The sequence below is a fragment of the Rhodococcoides kyotonense genome (assembly GCF_900188125.1).
Lineage (GTDB): Bacteria > Actinomycetota > Actinomycetes > Mycobacteriales > Mycobacteriaceae > Rhodococcoides > Rhodococcoides kyotonense.
Map to the genome: position 1 here is coordinate 62,586 of NZ_FZOW01000021.1, position 22,224 is coordinate 84,809.

Annotated in this window: 19 protein-coding genes and 2 pseudogenes; 11 read left to right on the forward strand and 10 right to left on the reverse strand. The window is 64.3% G+C overall.

The window, feature by feature from the left end; all coding sequences use genetic code 11:
* Positions 1 to 8 precede the first annotated feature (8 nt).
* Complete coding sequence (locus tag CHB96_RS25510) at positions 9 to 1,247, forward strand: alpha-hydroxy acid oxidase (RefSeq protein WP_089251595.1); 1,239 nt, start codon at positions 9 to 11, stop codon at positions 1,245 to 1,247.
* Positions 1,248 to 1,270: 23 nt separating this feature from the next.
* Positions 1,271 to 2,269 carry a LacI family DNA-binding transcriptional regulator gene (locus tag CHB96_RS25515; protein WP_089251597.1) on the forward strand — a complete coding sequence of 333 codons (999 nt, stop codon included), beginning with the start codon at positions 1,271 to 1,273 and terminating at the stop codon, positions 2,267 to 2,269.
* A gap of 5 nt (positions 2,270 to 2,274) precedes the next feature.
* Here the strand turns inward: CHB96_RS25515 and catC are convergent, their stop codons facing one another.
* Genes catC through CHB96_RS25535 form a run of 4 tightly spaced genes read right to left on the reverse strand, consistent with a single transcriptional unit; the run spans position 2,275 to position 5,482 of the window.
* Entirely contained in the window at positions 2,275 to 2,559 is a 285-nt protein-coding gene (gene catC, locus CHB96_RS25520) for a muconolactone Delta-isomerase (RefSeq protein ID WP_089251599.1), read from the reverse strand.
* A 12-nt stretch (positions 2,560 to 2,571) separates the two neighbouring features.
* A complete protein-coding gene (catA, locus tag CHB96_RS25525) occupies positions 2,572 to 3,420 on the reverse strand; it encodes a catechol 1,2-dioxygenase (RefSeq protein ID WP_089251601.1) in 849 nt (282 codons plus the stop codon).
* A 44-nt stretch (positions 3,421 to 3,464) separates the two neighbouring features.
* Positions 3,465 to 4,568, reverse strand: coding sequence for a mandelate racemase/muconate lactonizing enzyme family protein (locus CHB96_RS25530; RefSeq protein ID WP_089251603.1), 1,104 nt, complete (start codon positions 4,566 to 4,568; stop codon positions 3,465 to 3,467).
* Positions 4,565 to 5,482, reverse strand: a complete 918-nt coding sequence (locus CHB96_RS25535) for a LysR family transcriptional regulator (RefSeq protein ID WP_089251605.1) — start codon at positions 5,480 to 5,482, stop codon at positions 4,565 to 4,567. Before CHB96_RS25535 ends, CHB96_RS25530 begins: the two co-directional genes overlap by 4 nt.
* A 205-nt stretch (positions 5,483 to 5,687) precedes the next feature.
* Here CHB96_RS25535 and benA point away from each other — a divergent pair, with 205 nt between their 5' ends.
* The 4 genes from benA to CHB96_RS25555 are packed head-to-tail and all read left to right on the forward strand — an operon-like array spanning position 5,688 to position 12,876.
* Positions 5,688 to 7,046 carry a benzoate 1,2-dioxygenase large subunit gene (gene benA, locus CHB96_RS25540; RefSeq protein ID WP_089251607.1) on the forward strand — a complete coding sequence of 453 codons (1,359 nt, stop codon included), beginning with the start codon at positions 5,688 to 5,690 and terminating at the stop codon, positions 7,044 to 7,046.
* On the forward strand, positions 7,043 to 7,549 hold the full coding sequence (gene benB, locus CHB96_RS25545) for a benzoate 1,2-dioxygenase small subunit (RefSeq protein ID WP_089251609.1): 507 nt from the start codon (positions 7,043 to 7,045) through the stop codon (positions 7,547 to 7,549). The genes benA and benB overlap by 4 nt, the downstream gene beginning before the upstream one ends.
* A gap of 41 nt (positions 7,550 to 7,590) precedes the next feature.
* A complete protein-coding gene (gene benC, locus CHB96_RS25550) occupies positions 7,591 to 10,158 on the forward strand; it encodes a benzoate 1,2-dioxygenase electron transfer component BenC (RefSeq protein WP_089251611.1) in 2,568 nt (855 codons plus the stop codon).
* Between the two features lie 39 nt (positions 10,159 to 10,197).
* Entirely contained in the window at positions 10,198 to 12,876 is a 2,679-nt protein-coding gene (locus CHB96_RS25555; RefSeq protein WP_089251613.1) for a LuxR C-terminal-related transcriptional regulator, read from the forward strand.
* Here CHB96_RS25555 and CHB96_RS25560 read toward each other — a convergent pair whose 3' ends face one another.
* From CHB96_RS25560 to pcaD, 3 genes and pseudogenes are all read right to left on the reverse strand, one after another.
* The gene (locus CHB96_RS25560) at positions 12,877 to 14,088 is read right to left on the reverse strand and encodes an acetyl-CoA C-acetyltransferase (protein WP_089251615.1); all 1,212 of its coding nucleotides are present in this window, start codon (positions 14,086 to 14,088) and stop codon (positions 12,877 to 12,879) included.
* The gene (locus CHB96_RS25565; protein WP_089251617.1) at positions 14,081 to 14,896 is read right to left on the reverse strand and encodes an IclR family transcriptional regulator; all 816 of its coding nucleotides are present in this window, start codon (positions 14,894 to 14,896) and stop codon (positions 14,081 to 14,083) included. The genes CHB96_RS25560 and CHB96_RS25565 overlap by 8 nt, the downstream gene beginning before the upstream one ends.
* Positions 14,897 to 14,913: 17 nt before the next feature.
* A pseudogene (pcaD, locus tag CHB96_RS25570) lies at positions 14,914 to 15,663 on the reverse strand (3-oxoadipate enol-lactonase); the annotation flags it as partial.
* Between the two features lie 78 nt (positions 15,664 to 15,741).
* Between pcaD and CHB96_RS25575 the strand changes: the two are divergent.
* Positions 15,742 to 16,488: a CoA transferase subunit A gene (locus CHB96_RS25575; RefSeq protein ID WP_089251619.1), complete on the forward strand. Its 747-nt coding sequence runs from the start codon at positions 15,742 to 15,744 to the stop codon at positions 16,486 to 16,488.
* Positions 16,485 to 17,129 (forward strand): CoA transferase subunit B, encoded by a 645-nt coding sequence (locus tag CHB96_RS25580; protein WP_089251621.1) that lies wholly within the window; start codon positions 16,485 to 16,487, stop codon positions 17,127 to 17,129. The genes CHB96_RS25575 and CHB96_RS25580 overlap by 4 nt, the downstream gene beginning before the upstream one ends.
* Before the next feature lie 85 nt (positions 17,130 to 17,214).
* Here CHB96_RS25580 and CHB96_RS25585 read toward each other — a convergent pair whose 3' ends face one another.
* Together CHB96_RS25585 and CHB96_RS25590 are read right to left on the reverse strand one after the other, a co-directional pair.
* Positions 17,215 to 17,580 (reverse strand): RidA family protein, encoded by a 366-nt coding sequence (locus tag CHB96_RS25585; RefSeq protein ID WP_089251623.1) that lies wholly within the window; start codon positions 17,578 to 17,580, stop codon positions 17,215 to 17,217.
* A gap of 33 nt (positions 17,581 to 17,613) precedes the next feature.
* Positions 17,614 to 18,561: a LysR family transcriptional regulator gene (locus CHB96_RS25590; protein WP_089251625.1), complete on the reverse strand. Its 948-nt coding sequence runs from the start codon at positions 18,559 to 18,561 to the stop codon at positions 17,614 to 17,616.
* Between the two features lie 86 nt (positions 18,562 to 18,647).
* Between CHB96_RS25590 and CHB96_RS25595 the strand changes: the two genes are divergently transcribed.
* The gene (locus tag CHB96_RS25595) at positions 18,648 to 19,550 is read left to right on the forward strand and encodes an EamA family transporter (protein ID WP_245866183.1); all 903 of its coding nucleotides are present in this window, start codon (positions 18,648 to 18,650) and stop codon (positions 19,548 to 19,550) included.
* Here the strand turns inward: CHB96_RS25595 and CHB96_RS25600 are convergent.
* Positions 19,547 to 20,680 (reverse strand): MalY/PatB family protein, encoded by a 1,134-nt coding sequence (locus CHB96_RS25600; protein ID WP_089251627.1) that lies wholly within the window; start codon positions 20,678 to 20,680, stop codon positions 19,547 to 19,549. The two genes, CHB96_RS25595 and CHB96_RS25600, sit on opposite strands and share 4 nt — an antisense overlap.
* 187 nt (positions 20,681 to 20,867) lie before the next feature.
* On the opposite strand from CHB96_RS25600, the gene CHB96_RS25605 reads away from it, so the two are divergent.
* Together CHB96_RS25605 and CHB96_RS25610 are read left to right on the forward strand one after the other, a co-directional pair.
* Positions 20,868 to 21,521 carry a DUF3159 domain-containing protein gene (locus CHB96_RS25605; protein WP_089251644.1) on the forward strand — a complete coding sequence of 218 codons (654 nt, stop codon included), beginning with the start codon at positions 20,868 to 20,870 and terminating at the stop codon, positions 21,519 to 21,521.
* A 275-nt stretch (positions 21,522 to 21,796) separates the two neighbouring features.
* Positions 21,797 to 22,224 (forward strand): annotated as a pseudogene (locus tag CHB96_RS25610) (hypothetical protein); the annotation flags it as partial.

A 22,224-nucleotide genomic window follows, 5' to 3' on the forward strand; every position in this document is an offset into this window, starting at 1 on the left:
GATCAGCAATGGTCAAGAGACAGATCCCGAAGGTGCGCGATCTCGCGCCCCTCATGCAGTTCAAGAAGCCGGAGCTCAACGCGAAGAAGCGACGTCTCGACGCGGCCCTGACGATCGAGGATCTGCGCAGGATCGCAAAGCGCCGCACGCCGACGGCCGCCTTCGATTACACCGATGGCTCAGCCGAGGCCGAGCTGTCGATCACTCGGGCGCGTCAGGCATTCCAGGACATCGAGTTCCGGCCGTCGATCCTGCGTGACGTCTCCAAGGTGTCGACGGGCTGGGACGTCCTCGGCGCGCCCGTGGCCCAGCCGTTCGGCATCGCTCCCACCGGATTTACCCGCATGATGCAGACCGAGGGTGAGATCGCAGGCGCGCACGCGGCCGCCCGTGCAGGCATCCCGTTCTCGCTGTCGACGATGGGCACGCACTCGATCGAGGACGTGCGCGACGCCAACCCACACGGCCGGAACTGGTTTCAGCTGTACATGTGGAAGGACCGCGAGCGGTCGATGGCTCTCGTCGACCGCGCGGCGAAGGCCGGCTTCGACACCCTGCTCGTGACCGTCGACGTCCCGGTGGCGGGCGCCCGGCTGCGCGACAAGCGCAACGGCATGACGATCCCGCCTGCTCTGACGCCGGGAACCGTCGTCAACGCACTTCCGCGGCCGCAGTGGTGGATCGACTTTCTGACCACCGAGCCGCTGTCGTTCGCGTCGATCGATCGCTGGTCCGGAACCGTCGCCGAACTGCTCGACACGATGTTCGATCCCACGGTCACGTTCGAGGATTTGGCGTGGATCAAATCGCAGTGGCCGGGCAAGCTCGTCGTCAAGGGCATTCAGACGGTGGAGGATGCCAAAGCCGTCACCGAGCTCGGGGTCGATGGCCTGATTCTGTCCAATCACGGTGGTAGACAGCTCGATCGGGCACCGATCCCGTTCCATCTGCTACCCGACGTCGCACGCGAGGTGGGCTCGGACACCGAGGTCATGCTGGACACCGGCATCATGTCCGGTGCCGACATCGTCGCGTCGATCGCGCTCGGTGCGCGGTTCACTCTCGTGGGCCGCGCATACCTCTACGGGCTCATGGCAGGTGGCGAAGCAGGCGTGAACCGGGCTGTCGACATCTTGTCCGAGCAGGTCGAGCGCACGATGCGTCTGCTCGGCGTCACGTCGCTCGAGGAACTGGAGCCCGGGCACGTGATTCAGCTCGAACGTCTGGTGCCGCGCCCACGTTCGTGACGATCAGCTGAAAGACTGGCGTCGTGGCAAAGAGCATGAAGCAGGTGGCCGCCGCGGCAGGCGTATCCGTGGGCACGGTCTCGAACGTGCTCAACTCGCCGGACAAGGTTGCTCCCGCGACGGTGGATCGCGTCATGGCGGCCATCGACGAACTGGGGTTCGTGCGGAACGACGCCGCCCGTCAGCTGCGTGCCGGGCGGTCGCGATGCATCGGCCTCGTTGTTCTGGATCTGGGAAACCCGTTCTTCACCGACGTCGCGCGCGGCGCCGAAGCGAGTGCGTCCGAACGCAATCTGATGGTGCTGTCGGGATCGACGGACGACAACCCGGATCGTGAGCGGCTGTACCTCGACACCTTCGACGAGCAGCGGGTGTACGGGTTGCTCGTGTCGCCGGTCGGGGAGAACCTGTCCAAACTCGAGACGCTGCAGTCGCGTGGTACTCCGGTCGTGCTGGTCGACCGAGACGGGACCGGCACATCGTTCTCGTCCGTCGCGGTCGACGACGTCGCCGGTGGCGCGATGGCCGTCCGGCATCTGTGCGAGCAAGGCCGCCGACGCATCGCGTACGTCGGCGGCCCGTCGAGCCTTCGTCAGGTTGCGGATCGTCTGCGCGGAGCACGTGCGGCGGCGGCAGAGTTCGACGCCACCGTCGACGTGATCGGCACTCCCGAACTGAGCGTGCTCGCAGGCCGGGCAGCCGCGGCAGGGATCGCCGACCGGGCACCGAAAGATCGTCCCGACGCCATCTTCTGCGCGAACGATCTTCTCGCCCTTGGGGTTCTGCAGAGCCTCGTCATGCTCGGACGTTCCGTCGTGCCCGACGATATCGCCGTGATCGGGTACGACGACATCGACTTCGCGGCGTCCGCTGTCGTGTCACTGTCCTCGGTCCGGCAGCCGAGCCGCGACATCGGCCGTGCCGCAGTCGATCTCCTCGACCGCGCTGTTGCGGACCCAGCCGCGCCGCCACAGCACGTGCATTTCCAGCCGACCCTGACGGTGCGGGCGTCGACGAGTTGATCGAGTCAGGACGCGTCGATATCCGACGGGTGCTGGGCGAGTGGGGTCACCTCGATCGTCATGTACGGGAACAGCGGTAGATTCCACAGGATTTCGTGGAGTCGTGCGTTGTCTCGGACGTCGAAGATGCTCAGATTCGAGTACTGCCCGACGAGCCGCCAGATGCTGACCCACTCACCCCCGCGCTGGAGTTCCTGCGAGTACGCCTTCTCCCGCGCGAGGGTGTCGGTGCGCACGTCCGCGTCGAGATCGAGGGGAAGTGCCACATCCATTTTCACTGCGAACAGCATGTATCTTTCCTCTCAGGCCTTGTCGAGTGCGAAGTTGTAGACAACTTCCTGGCCGCCCGGGACGTCCTGCGGGTCGAGGATGAGCTCGGGCTTGACGGCATCGGCGACGTCGTCGTCGTTGTGTGCGTCACCGGGGAAGTAGAGCTGCGTGGTGATCTGCTGGTGCCCGGCTGCGCCGACCTTGAGGTGCAGGTGGGCGGGGCGCCAGGGGTGCCATCCGGCGGCGGAGATGAGCTTGCCACAGGCGCCGTCGGTGGGAATCTGGTACGGCGCAGGCTTCAGAGTGTGAATCTTGAAGCGGCCTTGGTCGTCGGCGGTGATGCTGCCGCGCAGGTTCCACTCCGGGATGCCGGGTGCGAACTGCGAGTAGAAGCCGTCGGCGTCGGCGTGCCAGATCTCGACGAGTGCACCCGCGAGTCCGTGTCCGTCGACATCGGTGACCTGTCCCTGGAACAGCAACGGTGTGCCGTGCTCACCCTCGCGAGTGGGAAGTGTTGCCTCCGAGCCGAGTTCGGGAGCATCCGGCACGTAGTACGGGCCTTCGATGGTGCCCTTGCTGCCTTCGCGGGTGTCGCTCGCGACTTCCTCGACGACGTGCTCGACCCACACGTCGAGGAACAGCGGCCATTCACCGTCCTGGCCGACGTTGATCAGCCAGGCCTTGAGGGCGTTGTACTCGTCGTACGTGACATCGTGGTCGCGGATGGTCTTGTGGACCGCCGAAAGCAGTTCGCGTGCAAGCAGACTCACGCGCTCGGGTGGTGTGGACGCCGCGAAGGCCTTGTCGGAGGCGAAACGCTGAGTCGCGTTCGCTCCTGAGGCGGCTGCGGTGGCGACTTCTGGTGCGTGCTCGACGCTCATGTGTACTCCTCGGATAGAAGGTGGAACAGGCTGTTTCAGGTGGCTCAGATGTCTTGCCGGTAACGCGCGAGCTTGTCCGGGTCGATCTCGACGCCGAGTCCGGCGCCTGGTCGCACTGTGAGTACGCCGTCGCGGATGTCGAGTGGTTCGGTGAGCAGGTCGTCGCTCATGTCGAGGAAGTTCGACAGTTCGCCTGCGCGCCGTGAGGTGAGTTCGAATGCGGACCCGAAGGCGACGGTGCACGTCGATCCGAGTTGGCCGTCGATCTGGTTGCCCATGACGACTTCGAGTCCGAGCCCCTCGCACAAGTGAAGCGTCCGAGTCGATCCGGTGAACCCGCTGCGCGCGGTCTTGATGCTGACTGCGGTCGCCGATCCGCCGAGGATCTCGCGCGTCACTTCGGCCGGGGTCACGGCGGACTCGTCGGCGACGAACGGAACGTTCAATTGCCCGACGAGCCACCGCCTTCCGAGGACGTCGTCGGCTGGGCACAGTTCCTCGGCCAACGTCAGGCCCAGATCGGCCATGTCCGACATAGCTTTTGCCGACTCCGACGCACTCCAGCCGCGGTTGCCGTCGACGTAGAGTTCGACGTCGTCGCCGAGTCCTTCGCGCAAAGCACGTACGACTGCGGTGTCGAGCGAGACGGGCCGACGGCCGACTTTGACCTTGAACACGTCGATGCCGTACGTCTCGCGCATGCGGGTGGCCTCGTCGACCATCGCTTCCGGTGTGTCGAAGCCGAGCATGTGGCTCACGCGCATGCGGTCGGTGTATCCGCCGAGAAGGTCGGTGACGGGCATGTCGAGTGTACGTCCGAGAGCGTCCCAGATCGCTATGTCGACAGCCGCTTTCGCGACGGGATTGCCGACGGTGCGCGACAGACGTGCATGGACGATTTCGCGCTCGTTCAGCGCCAGTCCCACGACCTGAGGCGCGAAGATGGTCTCGATGACGGCGACGAGGCCGCGCTGGGTCTCACCGTAGGTGAACGGACGCGGGGGAGCGTCGGCGATACCGACGATGCCGTCGTCGGTGTGCACTCTGACGAGGACGTGCTCGGCGGCGTGTACTTCTCCGCTGGCGAATTTCAGCGGCTTTCGGTAGTCGATGGAATAGGGAATCGCGTCGACTGCAGTGATTTTCATGAGATGTCTTTCAGAGTCGTCTTCTCGAGCGGAGGCAGAATGTCCGCGTCTTCGAGTGCTTGGACGAGGGATTCGACAAGGGCGGACGAGTGGTCTCGGCGCCACGCGAGCGCGAGGTCGATCGTCGTCGCACCGCTGATGTCGCGGAAGACGACTCCGTCGAGTTTCAGTGCACGAACGGATTCGGGAACGAGCGCGATGCCGAGGCCGGCCGAGACAAGTGCCAGCAGCACCGATGTGTCGGGTGCTTCGTGTTCGCGTCGCGGAGTGAATCCGGCTGCGCGACAGCTGGACACGACGGCGTCGTTGACGGCCGAGTGGCTGTCGGAGTACATCACGAAGTCCTCGTAGGTGATGTCGAGGATCTCGAGTGCCGGCTGGTCCGCCAGGCGGTGGTCCGACGGCAATGCCAGCACGAGGGATTCGGTCGAGATTGTCCGGACCACGAGGTCGTCGCCTGCCACGGGCGGACGCAGGACCGCAAGGTCCAGGTGTTCCGAGCGGAGCCCGTCGACCTGTGCAGGCGTCAGCAGGTCACCGTGGACTTCCAGCGCGATGCCGGGAAGCCGCTGCTTCACAGCGCGCGAGATCGACGGAAGCTTGTCGTAGGCGGCCGTGCCGGTGAAGCCGATGCGCACCAGGCCGAGCCGGCCGTCGGTTATCCGTCGGACACCGCGCACGGTCTCGTCGAGAGTCTCCAGGATGCGCGTGGCTTCGCGGTAGAAGAACTCGCCTGCGGGCGTGAGACTGACCTGCCGTGTCGTGCGGGCCAACAGGGTGACGCCGAGTTCGGTTTCGAGCTGCCGTACCGACTGAGACAGAGCAGGTTGGGCCAGGTACAGACGCTTGGCGGCTTGACCGAAGTGTCGCGTCTCGGCGACAGCGACGAAATGGTGCAGATGTCGTAGCTCCATGGTGGGTGTCACCTCCTGCCGGTCGTTTCGTGACCCAACCCACACTAGGAGCCCGATCCATCGATGACAAAGACGTAGCAGCGTTCCATTGATCGCTGTGGCTTATCAATGTCTGCCTAGGTGGTGTCTAGGGTTAGCCCTGGTGTGACCGGCGACACGTGATGACAGCCTCGAAGCAACCGGACCACACACTCCTGGAGGACCCATGACCGAGATCTTGGACCACGTGCACGACACGGTCGCAGGTGCTGTCGTCGACGATCCCGATGCGGGCATCTACCGCGCGAACCGCAGCATCTTCACCGACGAGGAGATCTTCGAACTGGAGATGAAGCACATCTTCGAGGGCAACTGGATCTACATCGCCCACGAGAGTCAACTGCCGAACAACGGCGACTACTTCACCGTGCACATGGGCCGCCAACCCGTCGTGATCACGCGGGACAAGGACGGCGAGCTTCACTGCCTGATCAATGCGTGTGCTCACCGCGGAGCGATGCTGTGCCGCCGCAAGACCGACAACCGGACGACGCTGACCTGCCCGTTCCACGGCTGGACGTTCCGCAACGACGGGACCCTGCTCAAAGTCAAGGATCCTGACGGCGCCGGCTACCCCGAGACGTTCGACGTCGACGGCTCCCACAACCTCACGAAGGTCCCCAGGTTCGAGAACTACCGAGGCTTCCTGTTCGCGAGTCTGAACGACGACGTGACGAGTCTCGCCGAGCATCTGGGCGACACGACGAAGGTCATCGACATGCTCGTCGACCAGTCACCCGACGGGCTGGAAGTACTGCGCGGGTCGTCGACCTACACGTTCGACGGCAACTGGAAAGTGCAGGCGGAGAACGGCGCCGACGGCTACCACGTCAGCGCCGTGCACTGGAACTACGCAGCCACGACGTCGCGTCGCAGCAACGGCGAATCCAAGAACACGACCAAGGCGCTCGACGCCGGAGGCTGGGGCAAGTCGGGCGGCGGCTACTGGTCCTATCCCAACGGTCATCTGTGCCTGTGGACGTGGGCGGCGAATCCGCAGGACCGGCCGCTCTGGGACAAGATGGACGATCTCAAGAAGGAGCACGGGGATGCCAAGGGCGAGTTCATGGTCAAGGGTTCTCGCAACCTGTGCCTGTACCCGAACGTCTACCTCATGGACCAATTCTCCACGCAGATACGGCATTTCCGGCCCATCGCACCGAACAAGACCGAGGTGACCATCTACTGCATCGCCCCGAAGGGTGAGAGCAAGGCGGCCCGGACGCATCGCATCCGTCAGTACGAGGACTTCTTCAACGCGTCGGGCATGGCCACCCCCGACGATCTCGAGGAATTCCGGTCCTGCCAGCTGACATTCCAGGCCACCAACGCGCCGTGGAACGACATGAGCCGCGGTGCCGAGCATTGGCTCACCGGCCCCGACCCCGTTGCCGAAGCCTTGGACATGCACGGGGTGATCTCGGCCGGAGTCAAGAACGAGGACGAAGGTCTCTATCCGGTCCAACACGGCTACTGGAAACAGACGATGTTGGCCGCTATCGAGCGCGAGCGAGGCGTGAAATGACTACTGCAACAAAAGAAATAACACAGACGTCGATCGAGCAGTTTCTCTATCGTGAGGCTCGCTATCTCGACGACCGCGAATTCGAGAAGTGGCTGACGTGTTACGCGGACGACGTCGAATACTGGATGCCGAGCTGGGGCGACGACGACCTGCTGACTGAGGACCCACAGACCGATATCTCGCTGATCTACTACGAGAACAAGGGTGGACTTGAGGACCGCGTCTTCCGTATTCGTACCGAACGTTCCAGCGCCACCTCGATTCCCGAACCACGCACGAGCCACAACATCAGCAATGTGGAAGTCATCGAACGTCGAGGCGACATCGTCGACGTCCGATTCAACTGGCACACCATGTACTTCCGCTACAAGACCATCGACCCGTACTACGGGACGTCCTTCTACACCATCGACTTCTCCCGTGAGTCGCCGCTCATTCGTCGAAAGACCGTGGTGCTCAAGAACGACTACATCCATCACGTCGTCGACATCTACCACTTCTGACTGTTCCTTCCACGCGAAGGAGCTGTGAGAGAGGAATTCTCATGAGCCACCGTGTCGCGCTGTCCTTCGAGGACGGTGTCACCCGATTCATCACGTGTGCGGACGGGCAGACCGTCGCCGACGCTGCGTACCGCTCGCGGATCAACATCCCGCTCGACTGCCGCGACGGCGCGTGCGGAACGTGCAAGGCGCTGTGCGAGTCGGGTGACTACAACGGTGGCACTTACCTGGACGATGCGCTGTCCGACAACGAATCCGACCAAGGATACTGTCTGCCGTGCAGCATGACGCCGAAGTCGGATCTTGTTCTGCAGATCGCGAGTACGTCTGCGGTGGCCAAGACGCAGGCGGCCACGCACAGTACGAAGATCACTGCAGTACAAAGACTGTCGCCGACGACGGTTCGGTTCGCGGTCGCGTCTCCGGCGGGCGTCGATCTGGCATTTCTTCCCGGACAGTACGTGAACATCGCGGTGCCGGGCAGCGAGGAGACCAGGTCGTACTCGTTCAGTTGCACGCCGGGTTCCGCCGAGCTCGAGTTTCTCGTGAAACTTACCCCCGGCGGAGTGATGTCGACGTTCCTCGACGAGCGCGCTGCCGAAGGCGGCAGTATCTCCTTCACCGGGCCGCACGGCAGCTTCTTCCTGCGTGAGGCCGAGCGCCCGGCATTACTTCTCGCCGGAGGTACCGGTCTCGCGCCCATCCTGTCGATCCTGCGAAAACTGGACGCAGAGGGCTCTTCTCGAACGGTGCACCTCGTCTACGGCGCGAGCACGGACGACGACGTCGTACAGCTCGACGAGCTCGAGCAGTTGGCCAAGAGTCTCGACAACTTCACCTGGAGTCACTGCGTATCGGATCCGACGAGCACCGCCGAGAACAAGGGTTACGTCACGGGATTCATCGAACCCCATCACCTGAACGACGGTGACGTCGCCGTCTACCTGTGCGGTCCGCCGCCGATGGTCGAGGCAGTACGAACATATTTCGCGAATGAGGGCGTCGAACCGACAGGGTTCTACTACGAGAAATTCGCGCCGTCCGCGAAGACCGAAGACAAGGCCGCGCCCGTCGAAACCCCGGCAGTCGAAACCCCAGCCGTCGAAACCCCGGTCGTCGACACCCCAGCCGTCGAAACCCTGGCAGACGAGGTCGCCACGCTTCGATCCATCGCCGGGCAACGCGTCGGCGTCGCCGGATCCGACGGCCCATCGATTCCCCTCGACGAAGACGAGTCGACCATCATCGTCGCCGCGGACGCTCGCTCGGTGGCAGGTCAGGCCGTGTGGCCGCAGCGCGACATCGCGCCGACGGTCGCACGAACAGAACCCGTCTCCGCGGACTACGAAATCGGCGAAGAGCATCCGTCGGTGCACGAATCCGACGCCGTGTTCGAAGCGCGTCGTGCCCTCGAACTCGGTGCGCTGGAACTCGTCATCGGCAGGCTCTCGTCGCAGCAGATCGCCGGCTATCGATTGCTCGCTGAGACGACGACGCGCTACGTCGACGGTGATCGGTTCGTCGACGCCGCTGCCTATACCGAGACCAATGCCGCGTTCCACGACTACCTCTTTACACAGACCAGGAACGAACACCTGCTGCAGGCGTACCAGGCGCTCGGGGTGAAAGCGGCGATGGCGGAGACTCTTCGAAACGCAGTGTGGTGCGATCCGTTGTGCGCCCAGGACCATGTCGACATCGTCGATGCTTTCGAGTCGCAGGACCGAGACCGTGCACGCACACTCATCGCCGAGCACGCCGAGAGATCCAAGGTCACGATGAAACGCGCGATGCAGGACATGGCTCGCAGCAAGCGGCCTGCGTTCGTTCACCCTGGCCGCTTCGCGGGCAAGGTCGTTCTCGTGACCGGCGCAGCGCAGGGTATCGGCGAATGGGTTGCTCGACGAATCTCTGCCGAGGGCGGTGATCTCGTCCTGGCCGATCGCTCGGAACTCGTCGATGCACTGGCCGACGAACTCGACCACGACGAGGCGAAAGCCCACGGCGTCTTGGCAGATCTCGAGACGTGGGAAGGCGCGTCGTCTGTCGTCGATGCTGCGATCGCTCGTCACGGCCGAATCGACGTGTCGATCCATGTCGTCGGCGGCACCATCTGGGCCAAGCCGTTCGCCGAGTATCCGCCGGAGCAGATCGAGAAGGAGATCTCGCGGTCGCTGTTTCCGACATTGTGGTCGTGCCGCGCGGTGGTCCCGCACATGATCGAGCGTCGGCGCGGAACCATCGTCAACGTCTCGTCCGTCGCCACACGCGGAATCAACCGGGTTCCCTACGGTGCAGCCAAGGGTGGCGTCAATGCCATCACGTCGAACCTCGCGCTCGAAGCCGCGCCGTACGGAGTCCGCGTCGTCGCCACCGCTCCCGGCGGGACCGACGCGCCTGCGCGACGCATCGCCCGCGGTCCCGGTCCGTCGACCGACCAGGAAAAGCAGTGGTACCAGCAGCTCGTCGATCAGACAGTGGGCTCGTCGACGCTAGGCCGATACGGAACACTCGACGAACAAGCCGCCGCGATCTGCTTCCTGGCGTCCGACGAGGCGTCGTACATCACGGGTACCGTGCTTCCCGTTGCGGGCGGCGACCTCGGCTGATCGGCGGTATCGGTGTCGATTCGTGGATACGGTGGTGGAGTGAATCACCGCCGCGAATCGATCGTCGACGCGGTTCTGGCTGCGTTCGGTGACCGCCGCTCGGCGTTCGTCGTGATCGAGGGCGTCCAGGGGTCAGGCAAGTCCTCTGTGCTCGGTGCCGTCGAGGATCGGATCCGAGGCAGCGAAACCGATGTACGACGCGTCCGCGCGGTCCCGTGGGAGGCGTCCCTCCCGTATGGCGTCGTCCGTCAGGTCGTGGGAACCGAAAGTGTATGGGAAGGGACAGATTCGCTCGAATCGCGAGTCCTTCAGGTGAGGACAGCGCTCGGTGCCACGGATCAACGCCCTGTCGTCGTACTCGTCGACGACGCCGAGAATGCGGACACCGATTCCCTCGAGCTGCTCGCATCACTCGTTCGGTATCACCGCGGTGTGCCGGTCACGGTGGTGTGCACGCGGACTCTCGGCCCGGGCGGGCGTTCGTCGGCGCACGAGGCCCTCGAGCGAGCAGCGGAGTCGACCGTTCCGATCCGCTTGTTGGACACCGCAGAGGTGACGGACATGGCCGCGCGCTGCGGAATCGTGTTGTCGCAGTCCGCTGCTGCACATTTGACGCTGCACACCGGTGGACGCCCGCGGCACACCGCGGCCCTGTTGGCCGAACTGGCGCCGGATACGTGGACGGGGATTCGACCTGAACTCCCCGCACCGAGATTTCTCCTGTCTTCCGTGGTCGACGCACTCGCGACGTTCGACGAGGATGCGCGTCGATTATGCAGTGCTGCTGCGGTATTGGAGTCAGCGGCAGTTCCTGTCGTCGCTGCTGTCGCAGGAATCGACGGTGACCCGTGGTCGGCAATCGACGCCGCAGAACGGGCAGGATTGATCTCGGTGCAGCAGCGATCGACCTCGACGGTCCTCGCCTGCCCCGATCGGATGGCGCGGGCTGCGATACTTTCTGCGCTCGGTCGCGTCGAGCTGAGCGCACTTCATCGCGTGGCCGCGTCGGTCGTCGAAGACCGTGCCGACGCACTCGCACATCTGGTCGACGCGGCGTCCGGGCCCGATTCGGACCTGTCCGATCAATTGGCGACGTTGGCCGTCGAACGGGCAGCCACAGGTGAATGGGCCTCGGCCGCACGGTTGTACGCACTGTCCAGCAGATCGAGCGGCGACACCCACACGCGCGACGACCGCCTCGTCCTTGCCGTGGATGCCCTCATCGGCGCCGGTGACATACCGGCAGCGTCCGGATATGTCGCAGAGATCGAGAGCTTCCGCGAAACGCCCATGCGGAGTGTTGTTCTCGGGTACCTTGCGATTCTTCGTGGACGGCCGCACGAGGCCGAGGCGCGCCTCGCCCGTGCGTGGGAACTCGTGCGGAGCAGGCACGAACCCGACGTCGCTGCAGTGATCTGTCACCGGCAGGTACTTCATAATCTCGCTCGCTGCAACGGAGCTCAGTTGGTCGAATGGGCAGATCGAGCTGTCGAGTTGGTCGGGGCGGACGATCCGACGGCGATCGAAGCACAGTCCATCCGTGGTCTCGGGTTGGGAAGCACCGGCCGGATACCGGAATCGCTGAGCAGCTATGAAAGCCTTTGGCAGCAAGCCAATACCGGTGCTGTCGGCCAACGTGTACAGATGGGCGCCGGATGGCTGCATCTGGCGACGGACCGAATAGACGTCGCGCGTGGAGAATTGGAAGCCGCGGCACCGACCGACTTTCTCGGTGGGTCGACACGCATCTCGTCGTGGGCGCAAGCGTGGCTGGCCAGAACGTATTTCGTGACCGGCGACTGGGATGCGGCCCTGCGGACAGCGACGTCGGGTGCCGACCTTGTGGGGAGATCGGGTGCGGCGCTGATCATTCCGTTGCTGCAGTGGACCGTGACCCAGATCCACGCGCTGCGCGGTGACTGGGAAGCAGCAGCGGAGTCCGCGCGACTGGGCGACGCGGGTGCTCGGGAGTACGAGATCATGAGAGTTCCCGCAGCCCTCGGCCGTGCCGCGATCGCCGAGGCACGGGCGGACTATGCGGGCGTACTGCGAGCGCTGGCTCCACTCACCGAGTCCTGGGCTCAGGCCGACGTCTCCGAACCCGGTTTCTGGCCGTGGCCCGACGTGTACGCGAATGCGTTGGTCGTCGAAGGGCGTTTGTCGGAGGCGGACGCTTTTCTGTCCCATCACGAGGAGAGAGCCGTTGCACGGGGGCATCGTTCGGCGCTCGCCAGGCTGTCTTGTGCTCGTGGCCGGTGGCACGGGGCACGTGGCGAACTCGATGCCGCACGGGTGTCGTTCGAGGAGGCGCTGGCCTCGCTCGCGCCGCTACCGCTGATCTACGACCGTGCGCGCGTCAATTACGTCTACGGACTGACCCTCCGCCGCGCAGGGAAGCGCCGGGAAGCGGATGTCGTCATCTCGGCTGCGCGCGAGGACTATTCGGCTCTCGGCGCATCGACCTATGTGAGCCGATGCGACCGAGAACTCAAAGCCGGCGGTATGAACGCTGTCCTGAAGGACCGCTCGCACGACACGTTGACTCCACAGGAGGAGGCCGTGGCCGGTCTGGTGGCGACCGGAATGACCAATCGCGAAGTCGCCGCCGAGCTGTACCTGTCCGTCAAGACCGTTCAGTTCCACCTCACCCGTGTGTATTCGAAGCTCGGAATCCGATCGAGGGCGGAACTGGCAGCGCGGACCAGAACCACGGACTAGTCAGCCGATCCTTTCGAATACTGCCGCGAGACCCTGTCCTCCGCCGATGCACATCGTCTCCAGCCCGTATCGCGACTCGCGTCGGTCCATTTCGCGCAGCAGTGTGGCGAGTATGCGGCCGCCGGTCGCGCCGACGGGGTGGCCGAGGGAGATGCCGGATCCGTTGGGGTTGAGGCGGGCGTCGTCGGGCTCGATGCCCCACGTGCGCAGGACGGCGAGGGTCTGTGCGGCGAACGCTTCGTTGAGTTCGATCACGCCCATGTCGTCGAGCGTGAGTCCGATTCGGCCCAAAGCCTTTTCGGTGGCGGGAACGGGTCCGATGCCCATCGTGCGGGGCGGCACTCCGGCGACCGCCCAACTCGCCAGCGTGGCGATGGGCTTCAGTCCGAGTTGCGCAGCTTTCTCGGGGGTGGTGACGATGGCCAGTGCGGCGCCGTCGTTCTGTCCACTGGCGTTGCCTGCCGTGACGGTGGAATCGGGGTCGACCTTGCCGCGGATCGGGCGCAGCTTGGCAAGTGAGTTGATCGAGGTGTCGGCGCGGGGATGTTCGTCGGTGTCGACGACGAGGGGGTCGCCCTTGCGTTGTGGCACCGAGACGCCGACGATCTCTTCGGCGAACACTCCGTTCTTCTGTGCCGCAACGGCTTTGCGGTGCGAATCGACAGCAAGTGCGTCCTGGTCTGCGCGGCTTATGGAGAATTCCGCGCGGAGGTTCTCGGCGGTCTCGATCATGCCGCCGGGCACCGGAAAGTTTCTGCCGCCTGCGGTGACTCGGGCCCGGGCGAGTCGGTCGGCGAGTGCTACGGCTTCTCCCTTGACGCCCCACCGCATTCCGGTGGCGTAGAACTCGGCTTGGCTCATGCTTTCGACACCGCCGGCGAGGACGAGGTCGCTTCCGCCGGTTTGAACCTGCATGCAGGCTTGGAGTACGGCTTGCAGTCCGGAGCCGCAGCGACGGTCGATCTGTTGGCCTGGCACGTCGATACCGAGGCCTGCGTCGAGGGCTGCGATGCGGCCGATGGCCGGTGCTTCACCGTTCGGCGATGCCTGGCCGAGGATGACGTCGTCGACGTCGGTCCCGGAAATGCCGGTGCGGCGGACGAGTTCGGTGATCACGGTGGCTGCGAGAGCCTCGGGTGTGACGTCTTCGAACACTCCGCCGAAGCGGCCGACGGGGGTGCGGAGCGGTTCGCAGATGACGGCGTCAGGCATGGGAAATTCCTTTGTTGTCGGCGGAGTTCGAGTCCACGCGGTGCAGGTCGGTCTCGATGGCCTGCGCAGCGGTCAGCAGGGCGGGCAGCAGGTGGTCGCGGGCGGCGTCGGCGGAGTGCCGCGCCGCGGGGGTGGAGACGTTGGCTGCGGCGACGACGCTTCCGGTGGTGTCGTGGATGGGTGCGGCGATGGACCGAAGGCCAGCTTCGAGTTCCTGGTCGACGAGGCAGTAGCCCTGCACGCGAACGGAATCGAGCTCACGGCGCAACGCGTCGACGTCGGTGATGGTCTTTCCGGTCAGCTGCACAGGGTCGAGCCGGGCGAGGTAGTCGTCGAGGCGATCGGATGCCAGGCCGGCGAGCAGGACGCGTCCCATCGACGTCGCATAGGCGGGGAATCGGGTGCCGATGGTAATCGCGACGGTCATGATGCGGGATACCTGGACGCGCGCGACGTAGACCACGTCGTCGCCGTCGAGGATCGACACCGACGACGATTCGTGGACGTGCTGTGACAGTGATTCGAGGTGCGGTCCGGCGACGTCGGGCAGTGTCAGCGACGACAGGTAGCTGTAGCCGAGTTCGAGGACCCGTGGGGTGAGCCAGAACAGGGTGCCGTCGGTGCGGACGTAGCCGAGCTCGACCAACGTCAGGAGAAATCGTCTGGCTGTCGCGCGGGTCAGATCCGTTTGTCGCGCAACGTCGGTCAACGTTCGACGCGGATGCTCGGCATCGAACGCCCGGATGACCGCAAGGCCGCGCCCGAGCGACTGGACGTAGTCCGACGACGGTCCCACTGGCTCGCTCATGCCTTCGCGGCTTCCGTGACATGTCCGACGAGAAGCTGCGAAACCTGCTCGGCCTGTTCGATGTTCGCAAGATGCGCGGCCGGGGAGAGGACATGGAACTTCGAGTCGGGAATGCCGTCGGCGAGGATACGCATGTCCTCCGGAGTTGTCGCAGGGTCCTGTTCGCCTGCGATAACGAGTGTCGGTGTGGTGATCGTGGCGAGATCGGCCCGGTTGTCCCATTCTGCAAGGGCTTCGCAGCATGCTGCGTATCCCTCGTCGGGCGTCGAGCTGATCATGTGCCGGAAAGTTGCTGTGTCGCCGTCGAATTCCGAAGTGAACCAGCGTGCGATAACTGCGTCGGCGAGCGATTCCGTGCCCGATGAGCGCACCGTCGCAGCGCGGTCCGACCAGCCCTGAGGTTCGCCGAATCGCGCCGACGTGCACAGCAGCGTCAGTGAATCCACGCGCTTGGGGCGATGGACGGCGAGCCATTGCCCGACGGCGCCTCCGAGGGACAGTCCGACGACGTGCACGCGTTCACGGCCGAGCGAATCGAGAACGGCAAGAACGTCTTCGGCGAGCTCGGCGACCGTGTACGGGCCTGTGGGCGCTGGTGAGCCACCGTGTCCGCGCAGGTCCACGGCGACGACGTCGGCGACGGTCGTCAGCGCGTGAATCTGTGGGTTCCACATCGAGCGGTCGGACCCGAGCGATCCGATCAGCACGACGGTGCATGTGGACGGGGTGGTTGCTTCGACGAGGTCGTGGGCCAGTTCGACAGGCATGCTCGCAGTGTAGCGCATGTTCGTATGGTGGCGGGGTGTTCACATCACGCACATTTGCGAGTATGGTCGGACAGTATGATGGACAAAGTCGTAGCGAGCGCCGCCGATGCGGTGGCCGATCTACCTGATGGAGCTTCGGTCGCAGTCGGCGGCTTCGGGCTGGTCGGAGTACCCGAGATCCTGATCGACGCCGTGCTCGATCAAGGCGCGACCGATCTCGAGATCGTGAGCAACAACTGCGGAACCGACGGGTTCGGACTCGGGGTGCTGCTGGAAAAGCGTCGTATTCGACGCACGATCTCGTCGTACGTCGGGTCGAACAAGGAGTTCGCGCGGCAGTACCTCGCCGGTGAACTCGAGGTCGAGTTGACGCCGCAGGGCACGCTCGCGGAACGGCTTCGTGCAGGTGGAGCAGGTATTCCGGCGTTCTTCACCCCCGCGGGCGTCGGAACTCAGGTCGCCGACGGCGGTCTACCACTGCGCTACGACGGCAGCGGCGGCATCGCGGTCGCGAGTCCGCCGAAGGAAACCCGCGAGTTCGACGGTACGACCTACGTGATGGAACGCGGCATCGTCGCCGACTACGCGCTCGTCCACGCGTGGAAGGGCGACCGGCACGGGAATCTGGTGTTCCACGCCAGTGCGCGCAACTTCAATCCGCCTGCCGCCGCGTCGGGAAGGATCACGATCGCGCAGGTCGAAGAACTCGTCGAGCCCGGTGAGATCGGCCCGGACGACATTCACACTCCCGGTATTCACGTGCAACGCGTCGTGCACGTCGGCAAGGTGACCGTGGGAATCGAGCAGCGGACGGTGCGAGCATGAGCGAGACGATCGTGACACTGACACGGGAGCAGATGGCTGCCCGAGTCGCGCAGGAATTGCAGGACGGGGAGTACGTCAACCTCGGGATCGGGATGCCGACGCTCGTTCCGAACTACCTGTCCGACGACATCACCGTCGTATTGCATTCGGAGAACGGGGTTCTCGGAGTCGGTCCGTATCCCACCGAGGACGAGCTCGATCCGGAGATCATCAACGCCGGCAAGGAGACCATCACGGTGTTGCCTGGTGCGTCGTACTTCGATTCTGCGGCCTCGTTCGGAATGATTCGCGGCGGCCAGGTCGACGTCGCCGTGCTCGGTGCGATGCAGGTCAGCCAGACCGGCGATCTGGCGAACTGGATGATCCCGGGCCACATGGTCAAGGGCATGGGCGGCGCGATGGACCTCGTGCACGGTGCCCGACGGGTGATCGTGATGATGGAACACGTCTCGAAGAAGGGTGAACCGAAGATCCTCGAGACGTGCTCACTTCCGTTGACCGGCAAGGGGTGCGTGCAGCGGATCATCACCGACATGGCGGTCCTCGACGTCACCGACGACGGTCTACGTCTCGTCGAAACAGCACCTGGAATCAGCGTCGACCAGGTTCGAGCGGCGACGGGCGCTCCGATACTTACTTGATCGGGACTGGCTGCACACCATCGTCCCGAACGGACGGATTTCCGTCGATTCCGGACGATAGTGTGCAACCAATTGCGCTGTGCTGTCAGGAAATAACGGCGTCGGCCTCGATCTCGACGAGGAGGGCGTTGTCGATGAGTGCGTTGACGCCGAGGAGTGTGGTCGCAGGCCGGATGGATCCGAAGATCTCACCGTGGACCGCCGCGACGTCCTGCCACTGCGACACGTCGCGGAGGTAGATGCGAGTCCGGATGACGTCCTGCAGCGACGCGCCTGCGTCGACGAGAGCCTGCTCGATCGTCGCGAGGGCGGCACGGGCCTGGTCGGCGACCGTCGCGCCCTGTGCCGTCGTGCCGGATACGGCAATGGTGTTGCCGATGCGGACCGCGCGGCTGTACCCGATCTTCGGCTCCCACTCGGATCCGGACGAGATGTTGGTTCTGTTGCTCATGACAGCAATCTTCCTGCAGCGAATATCCGTCGCCTACTCCGGGGCGTTCTCTGGGGCGACGATCTCACCGACGCTCCCGACGGTCATGCGTGACGACGACGCGGCGGCCAACGCGGCACGGAATGCACGGACGGCAGGGTGAGCGCCGCGCCCCTGGCGAACAGCGGTGTAGATCGTGCGCTGCGGACGCCCGGGCAATGTGCTGAGGTCGAGACCGTCGGATTGATCGACAGCGATCAAGGCGGGGATGAACGCAGCCGCGTGGCCCGTGCGCACCAGATGAGCGTGCATCAACGGGTCAGGGCTGACGAACGTCACGCGTGGCTCGAACCCCGCGGCTCGGCACGCCGAGCGTCCCCACGTGCCCGTCGGTGTGTCGGCCGGATCCATTGCCCACGGGGCGTCGGCGAGATCCGAGAGTTCCCTGCGACTGGACAACCACCCACTGCCGGCGGGAACCGCCAGCAACAGCGGGTCCGCTGCGAGGTCGGCTCGATCCACGTTCGGGCGAACCTGCTCGGGGAGGCCGGGATACTCCTCGCCGAGGATGAGATCGTACGCGTGGGACAGCAGCCCGTCGTACGCCTGGCCCATGTGGTGCTGGTCGAATTCGACCGACAAAGACGGATGCTCGACGGCCAGAAGATCCAGCACGGCAGGCACGATCGCAAAGACGACCGTTTGGAACGACGCGACGCGCAACGTGCCGCGAACCGCCGACTGCGCAGCTGCGAGATCCGACTCGGCCTCCTCGAGCTGGCGAAGCACCACTTCCGCGTGGGCCGCGAGTCCGACGGCGGCGTCGGTCAGCGTCACGCCGCGACCGACCGGTTCGAGCAGACGCACGCCGACTTCCTTCTCGAGCAGCGACAACTGCTGTGACACCGAGGACGGCGTGTACGACAACGCACGGGCGACGTCGGCCAGCGTGCCGCGTCGATGCAGTTCGAGCAGGATACGCAACCGCGGGACGTTCAGCATGTCGCTCCTACTCATCGGAATTTCTAACCACTATTGGTAAAAATCATTCGCTGGACTTACCTTAGGCGAACGATGAAGCTGGATCCATGACAGTTTTCAGCCGCACGCACGGCACGGGTTCGGCGGTTGCGATGATCGTCGGGTCCTGCGTGTCGTTGCAGTTCGGCGCGGCTCTGGCGGTGCAGCTCTTCGCGGAGGCGGGGTCGTGGGCCGTCACCGCCGCCCGCCTTGCCATTGCGGCTGCCCTTCTCCTGCTGGTCGTTCGGCCGCGGGTACGGCAGTGGTCGGGGAGTCAGTGGAAGTACGTGTGTGGTCTGGGCGCCTCACTCGCTGCGATGAACGGCTCGTTCTATGCGGCAATCGATCGGATCCCGTTGGGCGTCGCCGTGTCGATCGAGTTCCTGGGGCCGCTGCTTCTGGCTGCGGTGCTGTCGCGTCGGCGAGTCGATCTCTGCTGGGCCGGGGTAGCGATCGTCGGAATGGCCGTGTTGGGAATCGAATCTGCTGTGCATTCGACGGCCCTCGACCCGATCGGCGTGGTGTTCGCACTCTTGGCGGCGGCGTTCTGGGCGCTGTACATCCTGACGAATGCACGTGTCGCCGAGACAGTTCCGGGAACGGGTGGCCTCGCTGTCGCACTCGCGGTGGGCGCGATCTGTGTCATGCCGGTCGGACTCACACAAGGTATGGAGGCGTTCGCCGATATCAAGTTGTTGGGAATCGTTGCCCTGGTTGCGCTTCTGTCGTCGGCCATTCCGTATACGCTCGAACTTGCTGCGCTGCGGCGTATCCCGCGAAACGTGTTCGGTGTGCTACTGAGTTTCGAACCGATATTCGCGACGCTTGCAGGCTGGCTTCTTCTGCATCAGAGTGCGGGCATTCTGCGTCTGACGGCGATCGCTCTTGTGATCGTGGCGACGGTGGGAACGGTGCTGACGGCCGAGAAGCGTTCGGAGGTCGTGGTGGAACCGCAGCCGACGCCCGTCTAGCAGAGTCGATCGATGGCTTCGACGATCGTCTCCGGCGCGCACGCGAGGTTCATTCGCGCGAAGCCCTTGCCTTCCTTGCCGAAGCTGATGCCGTCGGACAGAGCGACTTTCGCGTGCCGGAGAGCGTAGTCGGCTGGGTCGTCGCCCCAGCCGAGATCTCGCATGTCCAACCATGCCAGGTAGGTCGACTTCGGTCGTCGCACATGTACCTGCGGAAGTTTCTCTGCGAGTTGCTGTTCCAGAAGGGTGAAGTTGCTCTCGATGGTCGTGATGGTGTCGTTCAACCATTCTCGGCCGTGGGTGAATCCTTCACGAGTAGCCATGAGTCCCAACAGTCCTGCTCGAAAGGTCACCTCCTCGGGCAGGCCGCGAATCAGATCTGTCATACGGTCCGACTCGGCGACGAACAACGCGCTCTTCAACCCTGCGAGATTGAATGCCTTGCTTCCGGATTCGGCTGCGATGCCGTGCGCGCGTGCGGCGTCGGACACCGTAAGGTACGGAGTGAACGTGGCGCCGTGATGGGTCAGCGGGGCATGGATCTCGTCGCTGACGACCACCGCACCATGATGTGCGACGACGCGCGACAGCTCGGTCAACGTCTCGTGCGAATGCACCAAACCGACAGGGTTGTGCGGATTGCACAGCAGCACAGCGCGAGCGCCGGCGGCCAAGGCCCGGTCGATACCATCCAGATCCAGTGAGTACTGCTCTCCGTCGTCGGACAAAGGCACTTCGACGACGGTTCCACCCGCCTCCGGTACGAGGTCGAAGAACGGTGGGTAGATGGGCGGGTTGATGATCACGCCGTCGCCGGGTTCGATGAGTCGACGCAGAGACTCGACGATCACAACGCTGACGTCGGTGGCATAGCCCATGCGCTCGGGTTGCGCAGGCCAGCCCCATACATCGGAGGCGTACGACGCGAAAGCCTGTGCGGTACCGAGGTCGTGTGGGTCGACGTATCCGGTGTCGCCGTTCTCGATTGCAGCGTGCAGTGCGGCCGAGATCGATGGGGCGAGCGAAAAGTCCATCTCGGCGACGAACATCGGCAGTACGTCGTCGGGGTGGGTTCGCCACTTCTCGCTGGTACGTCGGCGCAGCGTCGTCATCGAATCCGCGGCTGTCATCGTTGTTCTCCTCGGTGAGTTGTGCGCTGCTTCTCGCCTACCTGCCGTTCCATGACATCCGTCATGGCCGACCCATGGCACCGTAACCGCAATTCGTGTCGGTCTGCACTGTTGACGGCCGGTTCCGGCGACCAAAGTAGTGGATGAGCAAGAGCAGACCACGCGAACATTCGACGAGGAGGGCACGATGACGACGCCAGACCCGACGCAGACGCAGGACGAAGCAAAGAAGCCCGACGCCACCCAGTTATTGCTGGACAATCTCGGTGGCCCGAGCGGCATGATCTACACCGCCGTTCCGGTCGTGGCATTCGTTGTTGCCAATGCTCTCGTGGCGCTGCCCGTCGCAGTCGGCTCGGCAGTCGCAATCGCCCTGGTGATCACCGTGATTCGCATGCGGCGAGGTGAGCCCATCATGCAGGCGATCGGTGGACTGATCGGTGTTGCCGCAGCAGGTGGAGTGGCGGCGTGGACCGGTTCGGCAGGCGGGTATTTCTTGATCGGTATCTGGACTTCGCTCGTGGGCGCGGCCATCATGGTTGCGTCGCTGCTGGCTCGACGACCGTTGACCGGATTGTTATGGAATGCGTTGCACGGCAACAAGTACAAGTGGCGCAAAGATCGGTCGGTGCTCCGCGCACATGACGTTGCAACTCTGACTTTTGCTGCTCTGTTCGGCGCTCGATACATCGTCCAGGACTGGTTGTACGACACCGACGCCACCGGGTGGCTGGCATTCGCGAAAATCGCAATGGGCACACCGCTGTTCGCGCTGGCGATCCTCGTGACGGTCTGGGCATACCGCCGCTCGACAAAGCACTTCGAGCCCAAGAGTCACTGACGCTACCGGAAGACAGAAGAATTCGCCGACGGGAGGTCCCGTCGGCGAATTTCTTTGTCTATCCGTGGGTTTGGGGGTCGTCCTGGGTCCGGTGCCGGGACCCGGGCGGGTTTTGTGCCGGGTTCTGTCCGGGGCCTGGGTCCCGTACCCGCCGAGATCGAGGCTATGCACGGATTTCGGCCGGATTCGCGTCTCAACTTCGATCTCGTGCGTCCGATTCAGTTGTATTCGAAAGTATGTTCGACAAATGCTGGATTGTGGGTTAGGCTTGTCGCATGCTTTCGGGGGATGGTGTTGCGGGGGAATCGGATTCGGCGTTGGCCGATTCGGTGGATTCTGATGTGATTTCTGCGGGCTCGGGGTCGCCTGATGGTGGGTCGTTGCTCGATGGTGTGGTGTTGCCGATCGCGGATCCGGAGTTGCGGGGTGTGGTCGAGGACATCGAGGGTGCGGTGGGGCGGTTGCGGGAGCGCGATACTGTCGCGATCTCGAATGTTGATCGTCGGGCGTTGCTGACGCGGATGGAGGCGGTGTCGCGCAGTGTGTTCGGGTTGTCGCATACGTGGATCGCGGATCTGCTGGTCCAGCATGGTTTGGACGGGATCGACGGGTCGATTCCGGATGCGTTGGCGGTGTTGATGCGGATCTCGCGGACGCGGGCGTCTCAGCGGATTCGGTATTCGCAGGAATTCGGGAAGCGGAC